10 protein-coding genes, 1 tRNA gene and 2 pseudogenes are annotated in these 18,719 nt (G+C 73.5%); 12 read left to right on the forward strand and 1 reads right to left on the reverse strand.

Annotated elements, in window-relative coordinates; genetic code table 11:
• Positions 1-57: 57 nt before the first annotated feature.
• The 12 genes and pseudogenes from ACIQGZ_RS02985 (at position 58) to ACIQGZ_RS03040 (ending at position 17,739) form a co-directional block, all read left to right on the forward strand.
• Complete coding sequence (locus tag ACIQGZ_RS02985) at positions 58-747, forward strand: small secreted protein (protein WP_402598953.1); 690 nt, start codon at positions 58-60, stop codon at positions 745-747.
• Positions 748-820: 73 nt separating this feature from the next.
• A complete protein-coding gene (locus ACIQGZ_RS02990; protein WP_402598955.1) occupies positions 821-2,410 on the forward strand; it encodes a methyltransferase in 1,590 nt (529 codons plus the stop codon).
• A gap of 590 nt (positions 2,411-3,000) precedes the next feature.
• Complete coding sequence (gene topA / locus ACIQGZ_RS02995; RefSeq protein WP_402598956.1) at positions 3,001-5,865, forward strand: type I DNA topoisomerase; 2,865 nt, start codon at positions 3,001-3,003, stop codon at positions 5,863-5,865.
• A 153-nt stretch (positions 5,866-6,018) separates the two neighbouring features.
• A complete protein-coding gene (gene tmk / locus ACIQGZ_RS03000; protein ID WP_402598957.1) occupies positions 6,019-9,174 on the forward strand; it encodes a dTMP kinase in 3,156 nt (1,051 codons plus the stop codon).
• A 508-nt stretch (positions 9,175-9,682) separates the two neighbouring features.
• Positions 9,683-10,897 (forward strand): DNA polymerase III subunit delta', encoded by a 1,215-nt coding sequence (locus ACIQGZ_RS03005; RefSeq protein ID WP_402598958.1) that lies wholly within the window; start codon positions 9,683-9,685, stop codon positions 10,895-10,897.
• Between the two features lie 180 nt (positions 10,898-11,077).
• Entirely contained in the window at positions 11,078-12,208 is a 1,131-nt protein-coding gene (locus tag ACIQGZ_RS03010) for a hypothetical protein (RefSeq protein WP_402598959.1), read from the forward strand.
• A 105-nt stretch (positions 12,209-12,313) separates the two neighbouring features.
• A complete protein-coding gene (locus tag ACIQGZ_RS03015; RefSeq protein WP_402598960.1) occupies positions 12,314-13,954 on the forward strand; it encodes an alpha/beta hydrolase in 1,641 nt (546 codons plus the stop codon).
• Between the two features lie 101 nt (positions 13,955-14,055).
• Positions 14,056-14,132, forward strand: a tRNA-Thr gene (locus tag ACIQGZ_RS03020).
• A gap of 394 nt (positions 14,133-14,526) precedes the next feature.
• Positions 14,527-16,120: pseudogene (locus tag ACIQGZ_RS03025) on the forward strand (DUF3375 domain-containing protein).
• The gene (locus tag ACIQGZ_RS03030) at positions 16,117-16,431 is read left to right on the forward strand and encodes a DUF4194 domain-containing protein (RefSeq protein WP_402598961.1); all 315 of its coding nucleotides are present in this window, start codon (positions 16,117-16,119) and stop codon (positions 16,429-16,431) included. Before ACIQGZ_RS03025 ends, ACIQGZ_RS03030 begins: the two are co-directional and overlap by 4 nt.
• Entirely contained in the window at positions 16,422-16,574 is a 153-nt protein-coding gene (locus ACIQGZ_RS03035) for a hypothetical protein (RefSeq protein ID WP_402598962.1), read from the forward strand. The genes ACIQGZ_RS03030 and ACIQGZ_RS03035 overlap by 10 nt, the downstream gene beginning before the upstream one ends.
• A gap of 185 nt (positions 16,575-16,759) precedes the next feature.
• Positions 16,760-17,739, forward strand: a pseudogene (locus ACIQGZ_RS03040) (IS5 family transposase).
• 38 nt (positions 17,740-17,777) lie between these two features.
• Here the strand turns inward: ACIQGZ_RS03040 and ACIQGZ_RS03045 are convergent.
• Positions 17,778-18,637 (reverse strand): IS5 family transposase gene (locus ACIQGZ_RS03045; RefSeq protein WP_402598963.1). Its coding sequence is split into 2 segments (ribosomal slippage): positions 17,778-18,277 and positions 18,277-18,637, totalling 861 coding nucleotides; the frame shifts between segments, so codons are not numbered across the junction.
• Positions 18,638-18,719 lie beyond the last annotated feature (82 nt).

The following is an 18,719-nucleotide window of genomic DNA, read 5'->3' on the forward strand; positions in this document are numbered from 1 at the left end:
GTGTAGGTTCCCAGGCGGTGCACCAGACCGACCGCCGTACCGAAGGGGACCTCTCCGGTGAAGATCAAGCTGCTGGCCCTGCCCGTCGCGGGCGCCCTCCTCGCATTCGGCGCGGCGGCGTGCAGCGACAACAGCGAGCAGCTGGACGCCTGGGCCAAGTCCGTCTGCGACGCCGCGCAGGACCCGATCGCCCAGGCCAACTCCGCGCTCGCCGACACCGGCCGGGTCCAGCAGGGCGAGAGCCCGGCGCAGCTGCGCAAGCGGCTCTCCGGGGACATTGCCGTGCTCGGCCGCGCCAACCAGCAGATCGCCGCCTCCGTCGACAAGGCCGGGGCGCCCAAGGTCGACGGAGGCGCCGGCCTCCAGCAGCAGGCCGTGGCCGAGCTGGGCAAGGCCGCCACCGGTTACCAGGACGTCCAGCGGAAGGTGGACGCGCTGCCCACCGACGACCAGGCCAGGTTCGCGGACGGGCTGAAGAGCGTCGGTGACCAGGTGCAGCAGCTGGCCGAGCTGTCCAGCTCCGCCATCGCCAAGCTGCAGACCGGCGACCTGGGCCAGGCCATCGCCAAGCAGCCCGGCTGCCGCACCGCCTCCCCGAGCCCCGGCGACCCGACCGCCGCCGACTCGACCCCGGCCGGCTCGGGCCCCGCCGCATCGGAGCCCGCTGCCGGTGCCAGCACCGGGCCCACCGCGACGCAGAAGGCGCCGAAGACCTCGAAGTCGCCCACCACCCCGGCCGACAGCTGACCCGGCCCCCCGCCCCCGGCGGCGGCCAGCGCGGGAGGTGAACCCCCACCGCGCCGCCGGGGACAATGGGCCCGTGACGACGAGCCCAGCCCACCCAGACCCGCACCGCCCGGCCCTCGACCCCGACCGGATCGCCCGGCTGCGCGAGGCCCTGCGGCACGCGGACTTCACCGCCGACGGCTGCCTGGACCTGCTGGGCGCCACCGCGTACGCCGCCCTGGCCCGCAGCGAGACCGTGCCCGCCCTGCGGGCCACCCGGGGCGACGGCCCGCTGGAGACCCTGGTGCGGCTCTTCCTGCTCCAGCAGCCGGTGCCGTACCAGCGCGCCGCAGCGGCCCTGCCGGTCGCGGACTGCCTGGCCGACGGCTGGCTGCTGCGCGATGGCGACCAGGTGCGCGCCACGGTCGACGTACGCCCGTACGCCAACGAGGTGGCCGGCGCCGAGAGCGCCGACGCCTGGGTGGTCTCCGACCTGGGCTGCGCGGTCGGCGGCGCCGGCGGCATCGGCGCGGCGGGCACGGCCGCCGGGGTGGCCCGCCGTGACCTGGTGCTGGGCGTCGGCGGGGCGTCCACCACGCTGGCCGGCCTCACCGTACGCCGCCCGGTGCGCGAGGTCCTGGACCTGGGCACCGGCTCCGGCGTACAGGCGCTGCACGCGGCCCGGCACGCGGCCCGGGTCACCGCCACCGACGTCAATCCGCGTGCGCTGCACTTCACCCGGCTCACGCTGGCGCTCTCCGGCTTCGGCAATGTGGAGACGGCCGAGGGCAGCCTCTTCGAGCCGGTCGGGGAGCGGCGGTTCGACCTGGTCGTCTCCAACCCGCCGTTTGTGATCTCGCCCGGCGGCCGGTTCACCTACCGGGACGGCGGGATGCCCGGCGACGCGCTCTGTCGGCGGCTGGTACGGGAGGCGGCGGCCCATCTGGAGCCCGGCGGCTACTGCCAGCTGCTCGCCAACTGGCAGCACGTACGCGGTGAGGACTGGCACGACCGGCTGGCCGAGTGGGTGGCCGGCACCGGGCTGGACGCCTGGGTGGTGCAGCGGGAGGTGCAGGACGTCGCCCAGTACGCGGAGCTGTGGCTGCGCGACGCGGGCGACCACCGGCCCGGCGCCGAGGGCGCCGAGACCGCCGAGGCGGCCCGCGCCCGCTATGACGCCCGCTACGAGGAGTGGCTGGACGCCTTCGAGGCGGCCGGGGTCGAGGGCGTCGGCTTCGGCTGGATCACGCTGCGGGCGTCCGGCGCCGAGCAGCCCGCCGTGCACATCGAGGAGTGGCCGCACCCGGTGGAGCAGCCGCTCGGCCCGCACATCGAGCGCTGGTTCGCCCGGCAGGACTTCCTGCGGTCGCGCGACGACGCCGCGCTGCTCGCCGCCCGCTACCGGCTGGCCGCCGAGGTGGTGCAGGAGCAGGTCGGCGCGCCCGGCGCGGAGGACCCGGAGCATGTCATCCTGCGGCAGAACCGGGGCATGCGGCGCGCCACCAAGGTCGACACGGTCGGCGCCGGGTTCACCGGGGTCTGCGACGGCACCTTGGCCGCCGGGGACATCGTGGACGCCATCGCCCAGCTGCTGGGGGAGGACCGGGTGGTGCTGCGCGACCGCGTCCCGGAGTCGCTGCGGCTGCTGGTCGAGCAGGGCTTCGTCGACCCGGTCGCCGGCTGACGCCGACCCCCGTCAGCCACCCCGCCCGTCTGCGGCCCCGCCCGCCTGCGGCCCCTTTGGCCACCCGGCGGGCGGGGCGGTCCGACGGGCGCACCGCGCCGCAGGTGCGCCCGTCGGGGTGCGCCCACGCCGGTACCGGACCACGCTCCGCCGCCCGGTCCACGAACCGGGCCCAGCGGTATTTTCCGGACGATTCCCGTCAACCCTCGGGCCGCCCGCCCGGCCCGCCGTCGGCGCCCGCCACCGCCCGCCGCCTGCGCCGCACCACGCAGGGTGAGGAGTCAAAGCAGTACCCCGGACGTAAAGGACATGCCAAGATACCCCTCCTGAAACGGCTTCGGAGCCGATCCGCGCGGCGGGAACCCCTCGCGTCGGGTTACCGTTCGAGTGGCGTCGGTCGGTCCCGCCGGTGAAAAAGCGGGTTCGGCCCGTTTGACAAGGGTGGCCGGGGTACGGTCACACTCCGCAGTTGGGGTGCGTCGTACAGCGCGGCGAACCCCGGCGAAGGCCGGGTCGAACGGCGCGCCCGACACAGCAGCCGCCCGCCCCCGGGCCGGCCGTCACCCACGACCGGGAGAGAAGAGCAGAAGGTGTCCCCGACCAGCGAGACCGCGCGCGACGGACGTCGACTCGTCATCGTCGAGTCGCCGGCCAAGGCGAAGACGATCAAGGGCTATCTGGGCCCCGGATACGTCGTCGAGGCGAGCGTCGGGCACATCCGTGACCTCCCCAGCGGCGCCGCCGAGGTGCCCGCCAAGTACACCGGCGAGGTGCGCCGCCTGGGCGTCGACGTCGAGCACGACTTCGAGCCCGTCTATGTCGTCAACGCCGACAAGAAGAGCCAGGTCGCCAAGCTCAAGTCGCTCCTGGCGGACGCCGACGAACTCCTGCTCGCCACCGATGAGGACCGCGAGGGCGAGGCCATCGCCTGGCACCTTCAGGAGGTCCTCAAGCCCAAGGTGCCGGTGCGCCGCATGGTGTTCCACGAGATCACCAAGGACGCCATCCAGGAGGCCGTCCGCAACCCCCGCGACCTCAACCAGCGTCTGGTCGACGCCCAGGAGACCCGCCGCATCCTGGACCGGCTCTACGGCTACGAGGTCTCCCCGGTGCTGTGGAAGAAGGTCGCCCGCGGCCTCTCCGCCGGCCGGGTGCAGTCGGTGGCCACCCGGCTGGTCGTGGAGCGCGAGCGGGAGCGGATGGCCTTCCGCTCCGCCTCGTACTGGGACCTGGTCGGCACCTTCACCACCGGCCGGGCCGGTGACGCCGCCGACCCGGAGAGCTTCGGCGCCCGGCTCGCCGCCGTGGACGGCCGCCGGGTCGCCACCGGCCGCGACTTCGGCTCGGACGGCCGGCTGAAGGCCGCCTCCGCGCAGGTGCTGCACCTGGACGAGGAGACCGCCCGCGGCCTGGCCGCCGCGCTGGCCGACACCGCCTTCGCGGTGCGCAGCGTGGAGTCCAAGCCGTACCGGCGCTCCCCGTACGCGCCGTTCCGCACCACCACGCTCCAGCAGGAGGCCAGCCGCAAGCTGGGCTTCGGCGCCAAGCGCACCATGCAGGTCGCCCAGAAGCTGTACGAGAACGGCTTCATCACCTACATGCGTACCGACTCCACCACGCTCTCCGAGACGGCGGTGACGGCGGCCCGGGTGCAGGTCAAGCAGCTGTACGGCGAGTCGTACCTGCCGGACGCGCCGCGCACCTACGCCAGCAAGGTGAAGAACGCCCAGGAGGCGCACGAGGCGATCCGCCCCTCCGGCGACCGCTTCCGCACCCCTGCCGAGACCCGGCTCTCCGGCGACGAGTTCCGGCTCTACGAGCTGATCTGGATGCGCACCGTCGCCTCCCAGATGAAGGACGCGGTCGGCCAGTCGGTCACCGTCAAGGTCGGCGGCCGGGCCGCCGACGGCCGGGATGTGGAGTTCTCCGCGTCCGGCAAGATCATCACCTTCCACGGCTTCCTCAAGGCGTACGTCGAGGGCGCCGACGACCCCAACGCCGAGCTGGACGACCGCGAGCGCCGGCTGCCGCAGGTCACCGAGGGTGACGCGCTCCGCGCCGAGCAGGTCACCCCCGAGGGCCACGCCACCAAGCCGCCGGCCCGCTACACCGAGGCGTCGCTGGTCAAGGAGCTGGAGGAGCGGGAGATCGGCCGCCCGTCCACCTACGCCTCGATCCTGGGCACCATCCTCGACCGGGGCTACGTCTTCAAGAAGGGGACGGCCCTGGTTCCCTCCTTCCTCTCCTTCGCCGTGGTCGGCCTGCTGGAGAAGCACTTCGGCCGGCTGGTCGACTACGACTTCACCGCCCGGATGGAGGACGACCTCGACCGCATCGCGCGCGGCGAGGCCAAGTCGGTGCCGTGGCTGCGCCGCTTCTACTTCGGGGACGGCGAGGTCGACGCCGCCTCCGCCGCCCACGCGGGCAACGGCGACGGCGACCACCTCGGCGGCCTCAAGGAGCTGGTCACCGACCTGGGCGCCATCGACGCCCGCGAGGTCAGCTCCTTCCCGGTCGGCGACGGCATCGTGCTGCGCGTCGGCCGGTACGGCCCGTACGTCGAGCGGGGCGAGCAGCGCGCCGACGTGCCCGACGACCTGCCGCCGGACGAGCTGACCGTGGAGTTCGCGGCGGAGCTGCTGGCCAAGCCCAGCGGCGACTACGAGCTGGGCACCGACCCGGTCAGCGGCCACCCGATCGTGGCCAAGGACGGCCGGTACGGCCCGTACGTCACCGAGATCCTGCCCGAGGACACCCCCAGGACCGGCAAAAACGCGGTCAAGCCGCGCACCGCCTCGCTGCTGAAGTCGATGACGCTGGACACCGTGACGCTGGACGACGCGCTGCGGCTGCTCACCCTGCCCCGGGTGGTCGGCACCGATGCCGAGGGCGTGGAGATCACCGCGCAGAACGGCCGCTTCGGCCCGTACCTGAAGAAGGGCACCGACTCCCGGTCGCTGGAGACCGAGGAGCAGATGTTCACCATCACCCTCGACGAGGCGCTGGCGATCTACGCCCAGCCCAAGCAGCGCGGCCGCCGCGCCGCCGCCCCGCCGCTGAAGGAGCTGGGCGCCGACCCGGTCAGCGGACAGCCGGTGGTGGTCAAGGACGGCCGGTTCGGTCCGTATGTCACCGACGGCGAGACCAACGCGACGCTGCGCAAGGACGACGACGTCGAGGCGCTGACCCCGGAGCGGGGCTTCGAGCTGCTGGCGGAGAAGCGCGCCAAGGGGCCGGTGAAGAAGACCGCCAAGAAGGCCCCCGCGAAGAAGACCGCTGCCAAGAAGGCGGCGCCCGCCAAGAAGACCGCCGCCAAGAAGACCGCCGCCAAGGCCACGGCGGCCACCGAGAAGACCGCCGCGAAGAAGACCGCCGCGAGGAAGACGACGGCCAGGAAGACGGCGACCCCCGCCGACTCCGACGCCGCCGAGCAGCCGGTGTCCGAGCAGGTCTGATCGGGTCCGGGCAGCTTCGGACACGTACGACCGCGAAGCGGGGCGGGCCGGTGCGACCGGCCCGCCCCGCCGTCGGTCACAACCGTGTCATGAGCCCGCATCCGCGCGGTCAACCCCCCGTTTCAACCCCCGCCGGACGGTTAGGCTGGCCGCATGACGCGTGACGAGCAGCCCCAGCCCACGGCCGAGGCAGCGGGGGTGAAGACCCCGCCCACGTCAGCGCGGACAGCGGCGGGTCCCACCCCGGCGCCGGGCCCCGCCGGAACCGTCGGCGAGCGGGTCCGGGCACTGCTCCGCAGCCGCCCGTACCGGCGACTGTGGACGACCCAGCTGATCGGCGGCACCGCCGACCGGCTCACGCTGCTGGTGCTGACGCTGCTCACCCTCCAGGCATCCGCCGCCGAACAGCTGCTCGGCGGCGGCTACCGGGGCCTGGCCCTCACCCTGGCCGCCGTGTTCGCGGCCCGGCTGGCCGCCACCGGGCTGCTCGGCGCGCTGCTGCTCGGCCCGCTGCACAGCCTGCTCGCCGAGCGGCTGGACCGCCGCTGGACGCTGCTGGGCTGCGATGTGCTGCGCGCCGTCCTGGTCGGCGTCGCCCCCTGGTGGGTGGTCTGGACCGGCGGCAACGCCGCGATCTGGCTCTTTGTGACCGTCTTCGTCGCCGGCGCCGCCGAACGGGTGTGGACGATAGCCAAGGGCGCCACCGCGTCCGCCCTGCTGCCCGCCCCCGCCCCCTACACCCCGCCGGTCGGCCCCGGGGCAGCTGGCTCGCAGGCGGAGACGGTGCGCTCGCTGGACCGGGCGACCGGCTGGGCCACCGTGCCGCTGGCCGCCGCCGTCCTGGTCGCCCTCACCCTGGTCGGCAATGTCGTCGCCACCGCCTCCGACTGGCTGCGGGCCCACCAGGCCACCAGCGCCGCCCTCGGCGCCGCCGCGCTCTTCGCCGTCTCCGCCGTGCTGCTGTACCTCCAGACGCTGCCGTCCTCCCGGCGGGGCGCGGGCGCGGCCCCGCACTCCCCGGTGCAGGGCCTGCGCGCCCCCTCGGACGCCACCGGCCGCACGCTGTCGCGCGGCCGCACCGGCTCCGCGCCGTTTTTCACCTTCGCCGTCGCCGCCGCGTACGCCGCCATGACGGGCGTCGCCGCCGTCGCATTGCTGCACGCCCACGACCGGGGCGCCGGACCGGTCGGCTACGGCCTGCTGGTCCTCGCCGCCACCGGCGCCCCCGCACTGGGCATCCGCACCGCCCGCGCGACCCTGCCGACCCTCTCCCGGCGCCGACTGCTGGCCCTCGCGCTGGGCGTGCTCGGCGTCGCCCTGGTACTGACCGGGCTCGCCCCCGACTTCGTGCTGGTCCTGCTGCTCACCGCGCTCGCCGGCACCGCCGCCGGCACCGCGATCACCACCGGCCGCGCGCTGCTCGACCAGGAGACCGAGGAGGCCAGGCAGCCCCTGGTCACCGAGCACCTGCACGCCGTGCTGCGCGCGGTGATCGCCGGTGCGCTGGTCGTGGTGCCGCTGCTCGCCGCCGGCATCGACGCCCGGCAGTACGGCACCGGCGCGACCGGCACCTTCTCGTTCAGCCAGGGCGGCGCCGGGCTGGCCCTCGCCGTCTGCGGACTGCTGACCCTGGTCCTCGCGGTGGTCGTCCTGCTGCGCACCGACGACCGGCGCGGCACCGTACCGCTGGGCGGCGACCTGTGGGCCGCCCTGCGCGGCAGCCCGCCCCGCGCCCCGCACCGGGCCGGCACCGGCTACTTCATCGCCCTGGAGGGCGGCGACGGCGCCGGGAAGTCCACCCAGGCGCAGGCCCTGGCCGAGTGGATCCGCAGCAAGGGCCACGAGGTGGTGCTCACCCGCGAGCCCGGCGGCAGCCCGGTCGGGCAGCGGCTGCGCTCGATGCTGCTGGACGTCGGCAACACCGGCATCTCGCACCGCGCCGAGGCCCTGCTGTACGCCGCCGACCGCGCCGAGCACGTCGAGAGCGTCATCCTGCCCGCCCTGGAGCGCGGCGCCGTGGTGATCACCGACCGTTACATGGACTCCTCCGTCGCCTACCAGGGCGCCGGACGCGACCTGTCCGCCGCCGAGGTCTCCCGGATCTCCCGCTGGGCCACCGGCGGCCTGGTGCCCGACCTCACCGTGCTGCTGGACGTCGCCCCCGAAGCCGCCCGCGAGCGGTTCACCGAGGCGCTGGACCGGATGGAGTCCGAGCCCGGCGAGTTCCACCAGCGGGTCCGGGCCGGATTCCTGGCGCTCGCCGCCGCCGACCCCGCCCGCTACCTGGTGGTGGACGCGTCCCGGCCGGCCGAGGCCGTCACCACCGCCGTCCGGCATCGGCTCGACCGCGAGCTGCCGCTCTCCGAGCAGGAGAAGGCGCAGCGCGCCGAGCAGCAGCGGCTGGCCGAGGAGGAGGCCGCGCGGCGCGCCGCCGAGGAGGCCCGCCGCAAGGCCGAGGCCGAGGCGGAGGAGCGCCGCCGCCAGGAGCTGCTGGCCCGGCTGCGCGCCGAGGAGGAGGAGAAGGAGCGGCAGCGCAAGGCCGAGGAGGAGCGGCTGGCCGCCGAGGCCGCCCGCCGACTCGCGGAGGAGGAGGCCAGGCGCCGGGCCGAGGAGGAGGCGCGCCGTGCCGCCGAGCAGGAGGCCCGCCGGCAGGCCGAGGAGGAGGAGCGGCGCCGGATCGAGGCCGAGGCCGCGCGGCAGGCCGAGCTGGAACGGCAGCGCGAGGCCCAGCGGGCCGAGCAGCGCCGCCGCGCCGAGGAGGCGTTGCAGCGGGCGGAGCAGGCCCGGCTGCGGGTGGCCGAGGCCGCTGCGGCCGCCGCCAACGACATCACGACGGAGCTGCCGCAGCAGGGTGCGCCGGACACCGGGTCCAGCGACCCGGACAGCGCGACGACCGAGATCTCGGAGGAGGACCGCCAGGCCGCCGTGGCGGCGGCCGCCGCCGCCGAGGAGACGGCCAAGCTGCCCCGCACCCCGGCCGCCCCGGCGGACGAGACCGCCGTACTGCCCCGGGTGCCCGGTGCGCCCGGACCGGACGCGCCGGAGTCACGGGTGCCCTCCTGGGTGTGGCGGCCGGAGGCCGGGCAGCAGGGCGCCGGTGAGCCGCCGGCCGAGCGGACCCGGGAGATGCCCGCCGTCGACCCGGCCCCGGGGCGTCCCCGCTCCGACTGGGCCGAGGAGACTCCGCTGGACGACCTCCCCACCCTCACCGACCGCCTGCTCGGCCCCCGCGACGAGTGGTACGACTGGGACCAGCCCACCGACGACGGCCCCACCCCCCACCGCGGCCGCCGCCACCCCCGCAACTGACCCGCCACGCACCTCCCCGGGGGCCCCACCCCCGGGGAGCGGCCCCCCCCTCAGCGGCGCGAGGAACCGCGCGACCAACCCCCCCCCGCCGAGCCGCACATTCCATACGTTCCTCAGCGATGCCCCTCCTCAGGGGCGCGAGGAACTGCGCGACCAACCCCCCGCCGAGCCGCACATTCCATACGTTCCTCAGCGATGCACCTCCTCAGGGGCGCGAGGAACTGCGCGACCAACCCCCCGCCGAAGCCGCACACTCCATACGCCCATCAGCCACGCACCCCCCCAGGGGCGCGAGGAACTGCTCGACCAACCCCCCACCGAGCCGCACACTCCATACGCCCATCAGCCACGCACCCCCCACGGCCACAGCGAGTTGTCCGGCGCAGCAACCTCCGACGACAGGCGCCCCGCCCCGCCGCCACCCCGCCGCCCTGTCCGACCGCCCGGCTAAGCTCGGCAGCGGCAGAGACAGCACGAAAGCAAGCATCAAGCCTGGAGAGATGGCCCCGTGAGCGTGTGGGACGACCTGGTCGGCCAGGAGCGGGCGGTCGAGCAGCTGGCCACCGCCGCCCGAGCCGCCCAGGCCGTGGTGACCGAAGCGCGTGACGCCGTCGTCGGGTCCACGGCCGGGTCGGCGATGACCCATGCCTGGCTGTTCACCGGCCCGCCCGGCTCCGGCCAGGCCACCGCCGCCCGCGCCTTCGCCGCCGCCCTCCAGTGCACCAGCCCCGACCTGGAGCTGGGCGGCACCCCGGGCTGCGGCTTCTGCGACGGCTGCCACACCGTGCTCGCCGGCAGCCACGCCGACGTGAAGACCGTCCGCAACGACGGCCTCTCCATCGGCGTCCGCGACATGCGCGAACTCGTGCTGCGCGCCGCCAGCTACCCCACCGGCGGCCGCTGGTCCGTGATCCTGCTCGACGACGCCCACCGCCTCACCGAGCAGGCCGGAAACGCGCTGCTCAAGGGCATCGAGGAGCCGTCCCCCCGTACCGTCTGGCTGCTCTGCGCACCCTCCGTGCAGGACGTCCTGCCCACCATCCGCTCCCGTTCCCGCCTGCTGGTGCTGCGCACCCCGCCCGCCGCCGCCATCGCGGACACGCTGACGCGGCGCGACGGCGTCGAGCCCGGTCTGGCCGACCTCGCCGCCCGCGCCTCGCAGGGCGACCTGGACCGCGCCCGCCGGCTCGCGCTGGACGAGCAGGTCCGCGCCCGCCGCGCCGATGTGCTGCGCATCCCGCTGGAGGTCGCCGATGTGGGCGGCTGCCTCACCGCCGCCCAGCGCCTGGTGGACACCGCCAAGCAGGACGCCGAGCAACTGGCCGAGACCCGGGACGCCAAGGAGACCGGCGACCTCAAGGCCGCGTACGGCGCCGCCGAGGGGCTCGGCGGCCGGGCTCCCCGGGGCATGGCGGGGGCGGTCAAGGAGCTGGAGAAGCGCCAGAAGAGCCGCGCCACCCGCACCCGGCGCGAGACCCTCGGCGTGGCACTGGTCGAGCTGCTCGGCTTCTACCGCGATGTGCTCGCCCTCCAGTTCGGCAGCACCGGCGACCTGGCCAACGCGGACCAGCGCCCCGCCCTGGAGCGGGTCGCCGCCGCCGGTCCGCCGGAGTCCACCCTGCGCCGGATCGAGGCCGTCCTCGCCTGCCGCACCGCGCTGGACCGCAACGTCGACCCGCTGCTCGCCGTCGAGGCCATGACCCTGGCCCTCCGCGCGGGCTGAGCCGGGCCGGGGCGCCGCCGGAAGGCCCGTACGGCATTCACTCGTACGAGTGATCCGGGCGACCCGGCCGGGGCCGCCACCGGCCTGCCACCGGCCGCTCCCGCAGGGTGAGACGCCAGTGCGCCCCGCCGCAGCGGAACGCGGAACCCGGGGTGCCACCGTCCCGGAGGTGCTGCGCCCATGGTCCGTCCGGTCCTCGCCCTGCTGCTGCTCACCGCCATCACCGCCGCCGCCCGGTTCGCCCGCTCCGGCCTCGCGCACTGGCGCGAGCAGTCGGCGGGCCAGCCGTACGGGCTGCCCGGCGACCACCGCAGATCGCTGCTGCACGGCGGCGGCGCGGTCGTCGCCGTCCTCTGCGCCGCAGCCCTCCTGGTGGCCCTTGAGCGCACCGCCACCCGTACCGCCGCCCACCAGGCGCCGACGCCCACCCGCCCGGTCCCGACCCAGGCCCCGCCCCAGGTCCGGTCCCCGGCGGTGACCCCGACCGCGACCGGCGCCGGGCCCGCACCCGGCGGCGCACCCCGGGTGGCCTTCACCATCCTCGGCCACCCCGCCGGCGGTGAACTCCTCCAGGCGTCCCTCCCCGACGCCGCAGGCACCCTGCGGACCGTCCACATCTGGCTGCCACCCCAGTACGCCGAGGACACCGGCGCCCGCTTCCCCGTCGTCGTCCTCCAGTCCGGCACCCCGGGCAGCACCGCCGACGACGAGGCGCCGTACGTCTTCGACGGCTTCGCCACCGCCACCGAGCAGTCCCGCGCCGTACCGTTCGTCGTGGTCGCCCCGCAGGCCCCGCCCGGCACCGAGTACCCCTGTGACCTGCTGACCGCCGCCCCCGAGGCCGTCCCGGACGACCCCGCGCTGCGTGCCGTGGTCAGCAGCCGGTTCCGCACCCGGCCGCCCGGCCCACAGGGCTGGCGGACCCTCGGCCTGGGCGCCGCCGCCCCCTGCGCCGCAGCCGCCGGCCTGGCCCGCCCCGACCTGTACGGGGCAGCCGCCGCCCTCTCCGGCCGGTACGACACCGAGGCCCTCACCGCTGCGGCGGCGGACGGCCGCACCGGGCCCGCCGCGCCCCGGCTGCTGCTCGCCGCCGCCCGGCGTGACACCGAGGGCCGGTCCGCCGCCCGCACGCTGCGCGACGCCCTGCGCGGCGCCGACGGCCGGGCCGGAACCGCCCGGGTACGCCTCTCCGAGGTGGCCCGGGACTTCGACGCCGACCGCGAACGGATTCGCCTGGTACGGCTGGCTGTGCGATATCTGGCCGACGCGCGGCCCGACACCCCTCAGACCGGTACCCCGCAGTCCCGTTGACCCCGGCCGGCCGACACGCCCCCTCCCAGGTGGCGGACCGGCAGCCGCCCGGGTGACGGCTACGCTCTGTCCCGGCAGGCAAGTCGAAACGGGAGGAACCGGGCGATGAGCGGCGTACGAGGCGGCCAGGACACACCACACAGGCGCAGGCTGCGGCGCGGCACGGTGCTGCTGGCGGCCTGCGGGCTGCTGCTGGCGGGCTGCTCCTCCGGCGGCCCCCGGCCCACCGCGCTCCCGGTCACCGGGTCCGGCACGGCCGCGCCCGACTCCACCGGCGGCGACTCCGTCACCCCGGCCGCCTCCGGCGCCACCCCGCTGCAACCGCTGCCGGCCGCCACCCCGGCCGCGCTGCTCCCGTACTACCGGCAGCAGCTCGCCTGGCACGCCTGCGACAGCGGCTTCGAGTGCACCACCTTCAAGGTGCCGCTGGACTACGCCCACCCCGGCGGCGGCGACCTCACCCTCGCCGTTGCCCGCAAGAAGGCCTCCGGCACCGGACACCCCCGGATCGGCTCGCTGCTGCTCAACCCCGGCGGCCCGGGTGGATCGGCGGTCGGCTACGTCGAGGCGGTGGCCGCGAGCTACCCGGCGGCGGTACGCGCCGGGTACGACCTGGTCGGCTTCGACCCGCGCGGCGTCGGCCGCAGCAGCCCCGTGCACTGCCTGAGCGGCCCCCGGATGGACGCCTACGCCGCCACCGACGTCACCCCCGACGACTCCGCCGAAGTCAACGCCCTGGTCAAGGCGGACCGCGAGTACGCCACCGCCTGCGAGCGCGGCTCGGGGCGCATCCTGCCGTACGTCGGCACCACCGAGGCCGCCCGCGACATGGACGTGCTGCGCGCCCTGCTCGGCGACGACAAGCTGCACTACGTCGGCAAGTCGTACGGCACCTTCCTGGGCGCCACCTACGCGGGCCTCTTCCCCACCCGGGTCGGCCGGATGGTGCTGGACGGCGCCCTCGACCCCGCCCTCGACTCCCGCCAGGCGGGCCTGGGCCAGGCCGGCGGCTTCGAGATCGCCTGGTCGTCCTTCGCCCGCGACTGCGTCTCCCGCAGCGGCTGCCCGTTCGGCACCACCGTCACCGAGGCGGGCCGCAAGCTGGACGACCTGCTGCGATCCATCGACCGCAAGCCGCTGCCCACCGGCACCGCCCGCCCCCTCACCGAATCGCTGGCCATCACCGGGGTCATCCAGGCGATGTACGCCGGCTTCCTCTGGCCGCAACTGCGCACCGCCGTCACGGACGCCGAGCACGGCGACGGCGCCGGACTGCTCGCCCTGGCCGACTCCTACTACGAGCGCGGCAAGAACGGCCGGTACGCCAATCTGATGGACGCCAACCTCGCGGTCAACTGCCTCGACCTGCCCGCCCCGTTCACCACCCCGCAGCAGGCAGCCGCCGCCGTCCCCGACTTCGTCCGGGTCTCCCCGCACTTCGGCCGGGCCATGGCCTGGATGTCGCTGAACTGCGCCTACTGGCCGGTCAAGCCGATCGGCCGCCCGCACACCATCGCCGCCGCCGGCGCCGCCCCGATCGTCGTCGTCGGCACCACCCGCGACCCGGCCACCCCCTACGCCTGGGCCAAGTCCCTGGCCGCCCAGCTCTCCTCCGGCCGCCTCCTCACCTTCCAGGGCGACGGCCACACCGCGTACGGCGGCGGCAGCGACTGCATCGACACGGCGGTCAACCTCTACCTCCTGGAGGGCACCGCCCCCCAGAACGGCAAGCTCTGCACCAAGTAGCCCCTGCCCGCCCCCACGCAGTTCCGGACCACCCCCCAGACCTGTGTAGACTATCGCCCGTTGCCCGTCAGGTCCGTCCTCCCGACGCCCTCACTGGCACTGCCGCCTTAGCTCAGTTGGCCAGAGCGACGCACTCGTAATGCGTAGGTCAAGGGTTCGATTCCCTTAGGCGGCTCCAAGGTAAACCCCCAGGTCAGGCCTATGTCCTGGGGGTTTTACGTTCCATTGACCATGGAACGAGTGTCCGATTTGTCTGCCAAGCCAATGCATGCCAGATGCGCGGATTGTTGGTCGCAGTGAGTGATTTCCAGGCCGCAAATCTCTCGGCAAATGACCGTCCACCTGCATCTTTGTCAATTGCTCTGAGTGACGCTTCTGCGGGAGCCTGGGCCATCGCGTGGGATGCAGTGGGCGCTGCGGTCGTGGCCCCAGCTCAGCGCATTGCCGAGCCAGGGCAGATTCGAAAATATGTCTGATTATCCGCCTTTGTCGGTACCTGGCTTTACGGTGGGCGCAGCCAGCCGGGTTCGGTCCGGCGTGGTGCTGATCCGTTCTGGCGCTGGTAGGGATGCGTGGACTTCGACGGTGTAAGTGGCCTGGTCAATCACCCGGCGTGGCAGCTGCTGCGTGCCGACAGCGCTCCGCTGGTTCTGACGTTCTGTGGCATGGTCTTCGTCGACGAGAACGAGCGGGGGGTGCCCGAGGGTGTCCTGGTCTCGCGTTTGGACGACCAGCTGTACGCTCTGAACGAGCGGGCGCTGGGGTCGTACCCGCGGACTGCTTCGGAGTACTTGACGGAGTGGACCAACAAGGGCTGACTGCGCAAGTACTACCCGCCGGGTGAGGACGAGCCGCACTTCGACGCGACCAGCGCCTTGGAGAAGGCCGTCGCCTGGGTCCGAGCCCTGCCCGCGCGCTCGTTCATCGGCACGGAGTCCCGTCTCGGCACCATCATCGACCTGCTGCGGCAGATGGCCTTCGGTACGGAGATGGACCCACAGGCGCGCATCGACGAACTCAGCCGTGAGCGGGACGAGATCGATGCGCAGATCGCGCGGCTGCGGGCGGGTGAGCTTGAGGTGCTGACGCCGGTGGCCCTGCTCGACCGGTACCAGCAGGTGGAGAGTATGGCCATGGACCTGTTGCGGGATTTCCGGGGGGTGGAGGGGAACCTGCGGGAGCTGGACCGGCGCTTCCGGCAGGACGTGGCGAGCGCAGAGGGTGGCAAGGGCGAGCTGCTGGCCGCCTTCCTCATGGACCGGGAGATGATCGCCGACTCGGAGCAGGGGCAGAGCTTCCAGGCGTTCTTCGACTACCTTCTCGCCCCGGCGTCAGGAGGAACTGCTGGCGCTCCTGGAGGAGGTGAACCAGCTGCCGCAGCTCGACGGCAAGATCAACAAGAACCTCCTCAAGATCCCGCGGGCGTGGCTCTATGCGGCCGAGAGCACTCAGGACACGGTCCGGCAGCTCACCGAGCAGCTGCGCCGGTTCCTGGCTGACCGGGAGCGGGAGGGGGACCGCCGGGTCCTGGCCCTGGCACACTCGATCCAGCGGCACATCACCGCGCTGGATGGCCGGCGTGACCTTCCGGGTATCGAGCTGGAAGTCCCGGAGGTGAACCTGGCCCTGCCGATGGAGCGGCGCCTGTACATGCCGCCCGAGCGCGCGGAACTGGACAGCGCGGTGGACGAAGCGACCGACGAGGCGGACGTGGACGTCTCGGAGCTGTCCGCCGGTCTGAACGTGGACGACGCGGCGCTGGCCGGACATGTGCTGGCGCTGCTCGCGGAGAGCCCGAGCGGTCAGGCGAGCCTGGAGACCGTCCTTGACCGCTTTCCGCTGACGCTGGGGCTCGCCGAGCTGCTGACGTACTTCCAGTTGCAGCGACCGGGGCTGGATGTGGTGATCGACCCCGAGCGCTGCCGTGAGCTGGTGTACGAGCGCGTCAACTCACCGGAACACCGTGGCGACGGTGCCACAGGTGACCTTCGTGCGCAACGAGGGCGGCTCGGCCGCCGGAGAGGTGGAACAGGCGTGAGCGACACCCTGTCGGTGCCCATCGTGCACCTGCTGAAAGCGGGCGTGCTGTATCAGAGCGACGCTCCGGCGGTCTGGGAACAGATTACCGCGCATCAGACAGCGATCGGCGCGACTACCTTCGGGTGATCGGCCTGGACGTTGTGCTCGACCTCGCGGAGGGCTACGCCTACACCCGGCAGCTCGTCCCGGAGACGCGCGACGACGGTGCCACGGTGCTGCGGCTGGTGCCGCGCCACCGCCTCTCCTTCGGTGTCAGCCTGATGCTGGTCCTCCTTCGCGGGCGCCTCGCGGAGAGCGACGCGACTTCCGGCGACACCCGTCTGCTGCTGTCCCGCGACGACCTCGTCGACATGGTCCGCGGCTTCCTGCCGCCGCGCAGCAACGAGGCGAAGTTGATCGACCAGATCGACAGCAACATCAAGAAGCTGTGCGCCTGAACGCGCTGCGCCAGACCAAGCAGCCCGGCCTGTACGAGGTGCGTCGCCACATAAAGGCCCTGGTCGACGCCCAGGTCCTCAGCGACTACAACGACCTGCTTTCCACCTACCGCGACACCATCACGCCGGAGGGCGACGAATGAGCACCACCACCGCACCGGCAGCCGCCCTCATCCCCCAGCAGTCAGGGCCCGCCGACGGCACTTTCGGTGTCGGCCCGGGCTTCCGCCTATCCCGTCTGGAGGTGCTCAACTAGGGCCTGTGTGATGTTGTGATCAATCTTCGGGTTCTGTTCCGCCCCGGGTAGAACCCGGCGAAACTGTTGGGTGTGACGCGCAGGCAACTCACTGACGACCAGTGGCACTTGATTGATCCCTATCTCCCGATCGGCAAGTTCGGGCCGTACCCCGAGCGGCTTCGCGACCAGTTCGAGGGGGTGATCTGGCGGTTCCGTTCCAGTGCCCAGTGGCGGGAGATGCCCGACGAGTTCGGCCCCTGGTCCACGGTCTTCGGCCGGTTCCGGGTCTGGCGCGACGCCGGCGTGTTCACGGCCCTGCTCGAAGGCCTGATCGCTGAGGCCGCCCGTGAAGGGAAGACGGACCTCTCGCTGGTCAGCGTCGACTCCACGACCGTCCGCGCTCACCACGACGCCGCCGGGATGCTCGTCGGCGAGGAGGTCATGCAGGCCCTGGAGGAGGCCGCGCGCGAGCAGGAAACAGCCCGGCAAAAAGGGGCGAACCGCAGGAGCAGGACGGACAGGACGAGCGCAGGGACGTCCGACGGCGGCACCGGCTCCGCCTGGCACAGGCCCTGCTCGGCAGATCGCGGGGTGGGCTGACCAGCAAGGTCCATCTCGCGGCCGACCGACGGTGCCGCCCGCTCGCGCTCGTCCTCACCGCGGGGCAGGCCGGCGACAGTCCGCAGTTCGTCCCCGTCCTCGCCGAGGTCCGCGTGCGCCTGCCCGTCGGGCGCCCCCGCACCCGGCCCGGCGCGGTCGCCGCCGACAAGGCCTACTCGTCCCGCGCCAACCGCGCCTACCCGCGCAAACGCCGTATCAAGGCAGTCATCCCGGAGAAGAAGGACCAAGCCGCCAACCGCAGGAAGAGGGGCAGCAGGGGTGGTCGACCTGTCGACTACGACACCGACCTCTACAAAGAGCGGAACACCGTCGAGCGCCTGGTCAACAAACTGAAGGCCTGGCGAGGCATCGCCACCCGTTTCGACAAGACGCCCGAGAGCTATCTCGCAGGCCTCCACCTCCGCGCCTCGATGATCTGGATCGACGACCTCCTGCGACCACCCAACTGATCACAACATCACACAGGCCCTAGGAGCTGTCTTGTAGATCAGGGTCTGGCCCAGAGGAAGATCGATGCGAGGTGGAGTGCGGCTTCGTAGTGGATGGCGAGTTTGTCGGTGCGCATGGCGATGCCTCGCCACTGCTTGAGGCGGTTGATGCACCGCTCGACGGTGTTGCGCTGCTTGTAGGCCGTGGCGTCGAGGGCCGGCGGTCTTCCGCCCCGGTGGCCGCGGCGCCTGCGGTTAGCCTTCTGGTCGTCCGGTTCCGGGATGACTGCCCGTATCCCGCGTCGGCGTAGGTGGGAGCGGATGGCGTAGGAGGAGTACGCCTTGTCGCAGGAGACCTGGTCGGGCCGCGTCCTGGGGCGGCCGGGGTCGGGCCTGGGGACCCGGATGCGGTCCATGATCGCGGGGAACTGCGGTGCGTCGCCAGCCTGCCCGGCGGTGAGCACCAGCGCCAGGGGCCGGCATCCGCCGTCCGAGGCGAGGTGGATCTTGGCGCTCAGCCCTCCGCGGGACCGCCCGAGGGCGTGGTCGTGCGGTTCGCCCGGCGGGCGCCCCCCTTTTCACGGGCGCCGGCGGCGTGCTGGTGGGCCCGGACGACGGTGGAGTCCACGCACACCAGCCAGTCGATGTCGCCGGCGGCGTCGGCACGCGTCTGGAGCGCCGTGAGGATGCGGTGCCAGGTGCCGTCGCGGGCCCAGCGGCGGAAGCGCAGGTAGACGGTCTGCCACGGCCCGAAGTCCTCCGGCAGATCCCGCCACGGGGATCCGGTGCGGTACTTCCACGCGACACCGTCGATCACCAGCCGGTGGTCCCGCCACCTGGCACCCTGCCGCGGATAGGCTGGCAGCAGATCCCTGATCCGCTCCCACGCCGCATCCGTCAACCCACCCCGATACGCCACATCACATCAGACGACCAACTGATCTACGAGACACGGCCTAGAAGACTCATGAAGATCTTGGTTTTGGCCCCGCCGTGGGAGC

It is taken from the genome of Streptomyces sp. NPDC092296, from assembly GCF_044755465.1.
Classification (GTDB): Bacteria; Actinomycetota; Actinomycetes; order Streptomycetales; family Streptomycetaceae; genus Peterkaempfera.

Excerpts from the sequence above, each read along its gene's own strand:
- ACIQGZ_RS03010 (WP_402598959.1), top strand. The coding sequence starts at position 11,078 with ATGGTCCGTCCGGTCCTCGCCCTGCTGCTGCTCACCGCCATCACCGCC.
- ACIQGZ_RS03015 (WP_402598960.1), top strand. The coding sequence starts at position 12,314 with ATGAGCGGCGTACGAGGCGGCCAGGACACACCACACAGGCGCAGGCTG.
- tmk (WP_402598957.1), top strand. The coding sequence starts at position 6,019 with ATGACGCGTGACGAGCAGCCCCAGCCCACGGCCGAGGCAGCGGGGGTG.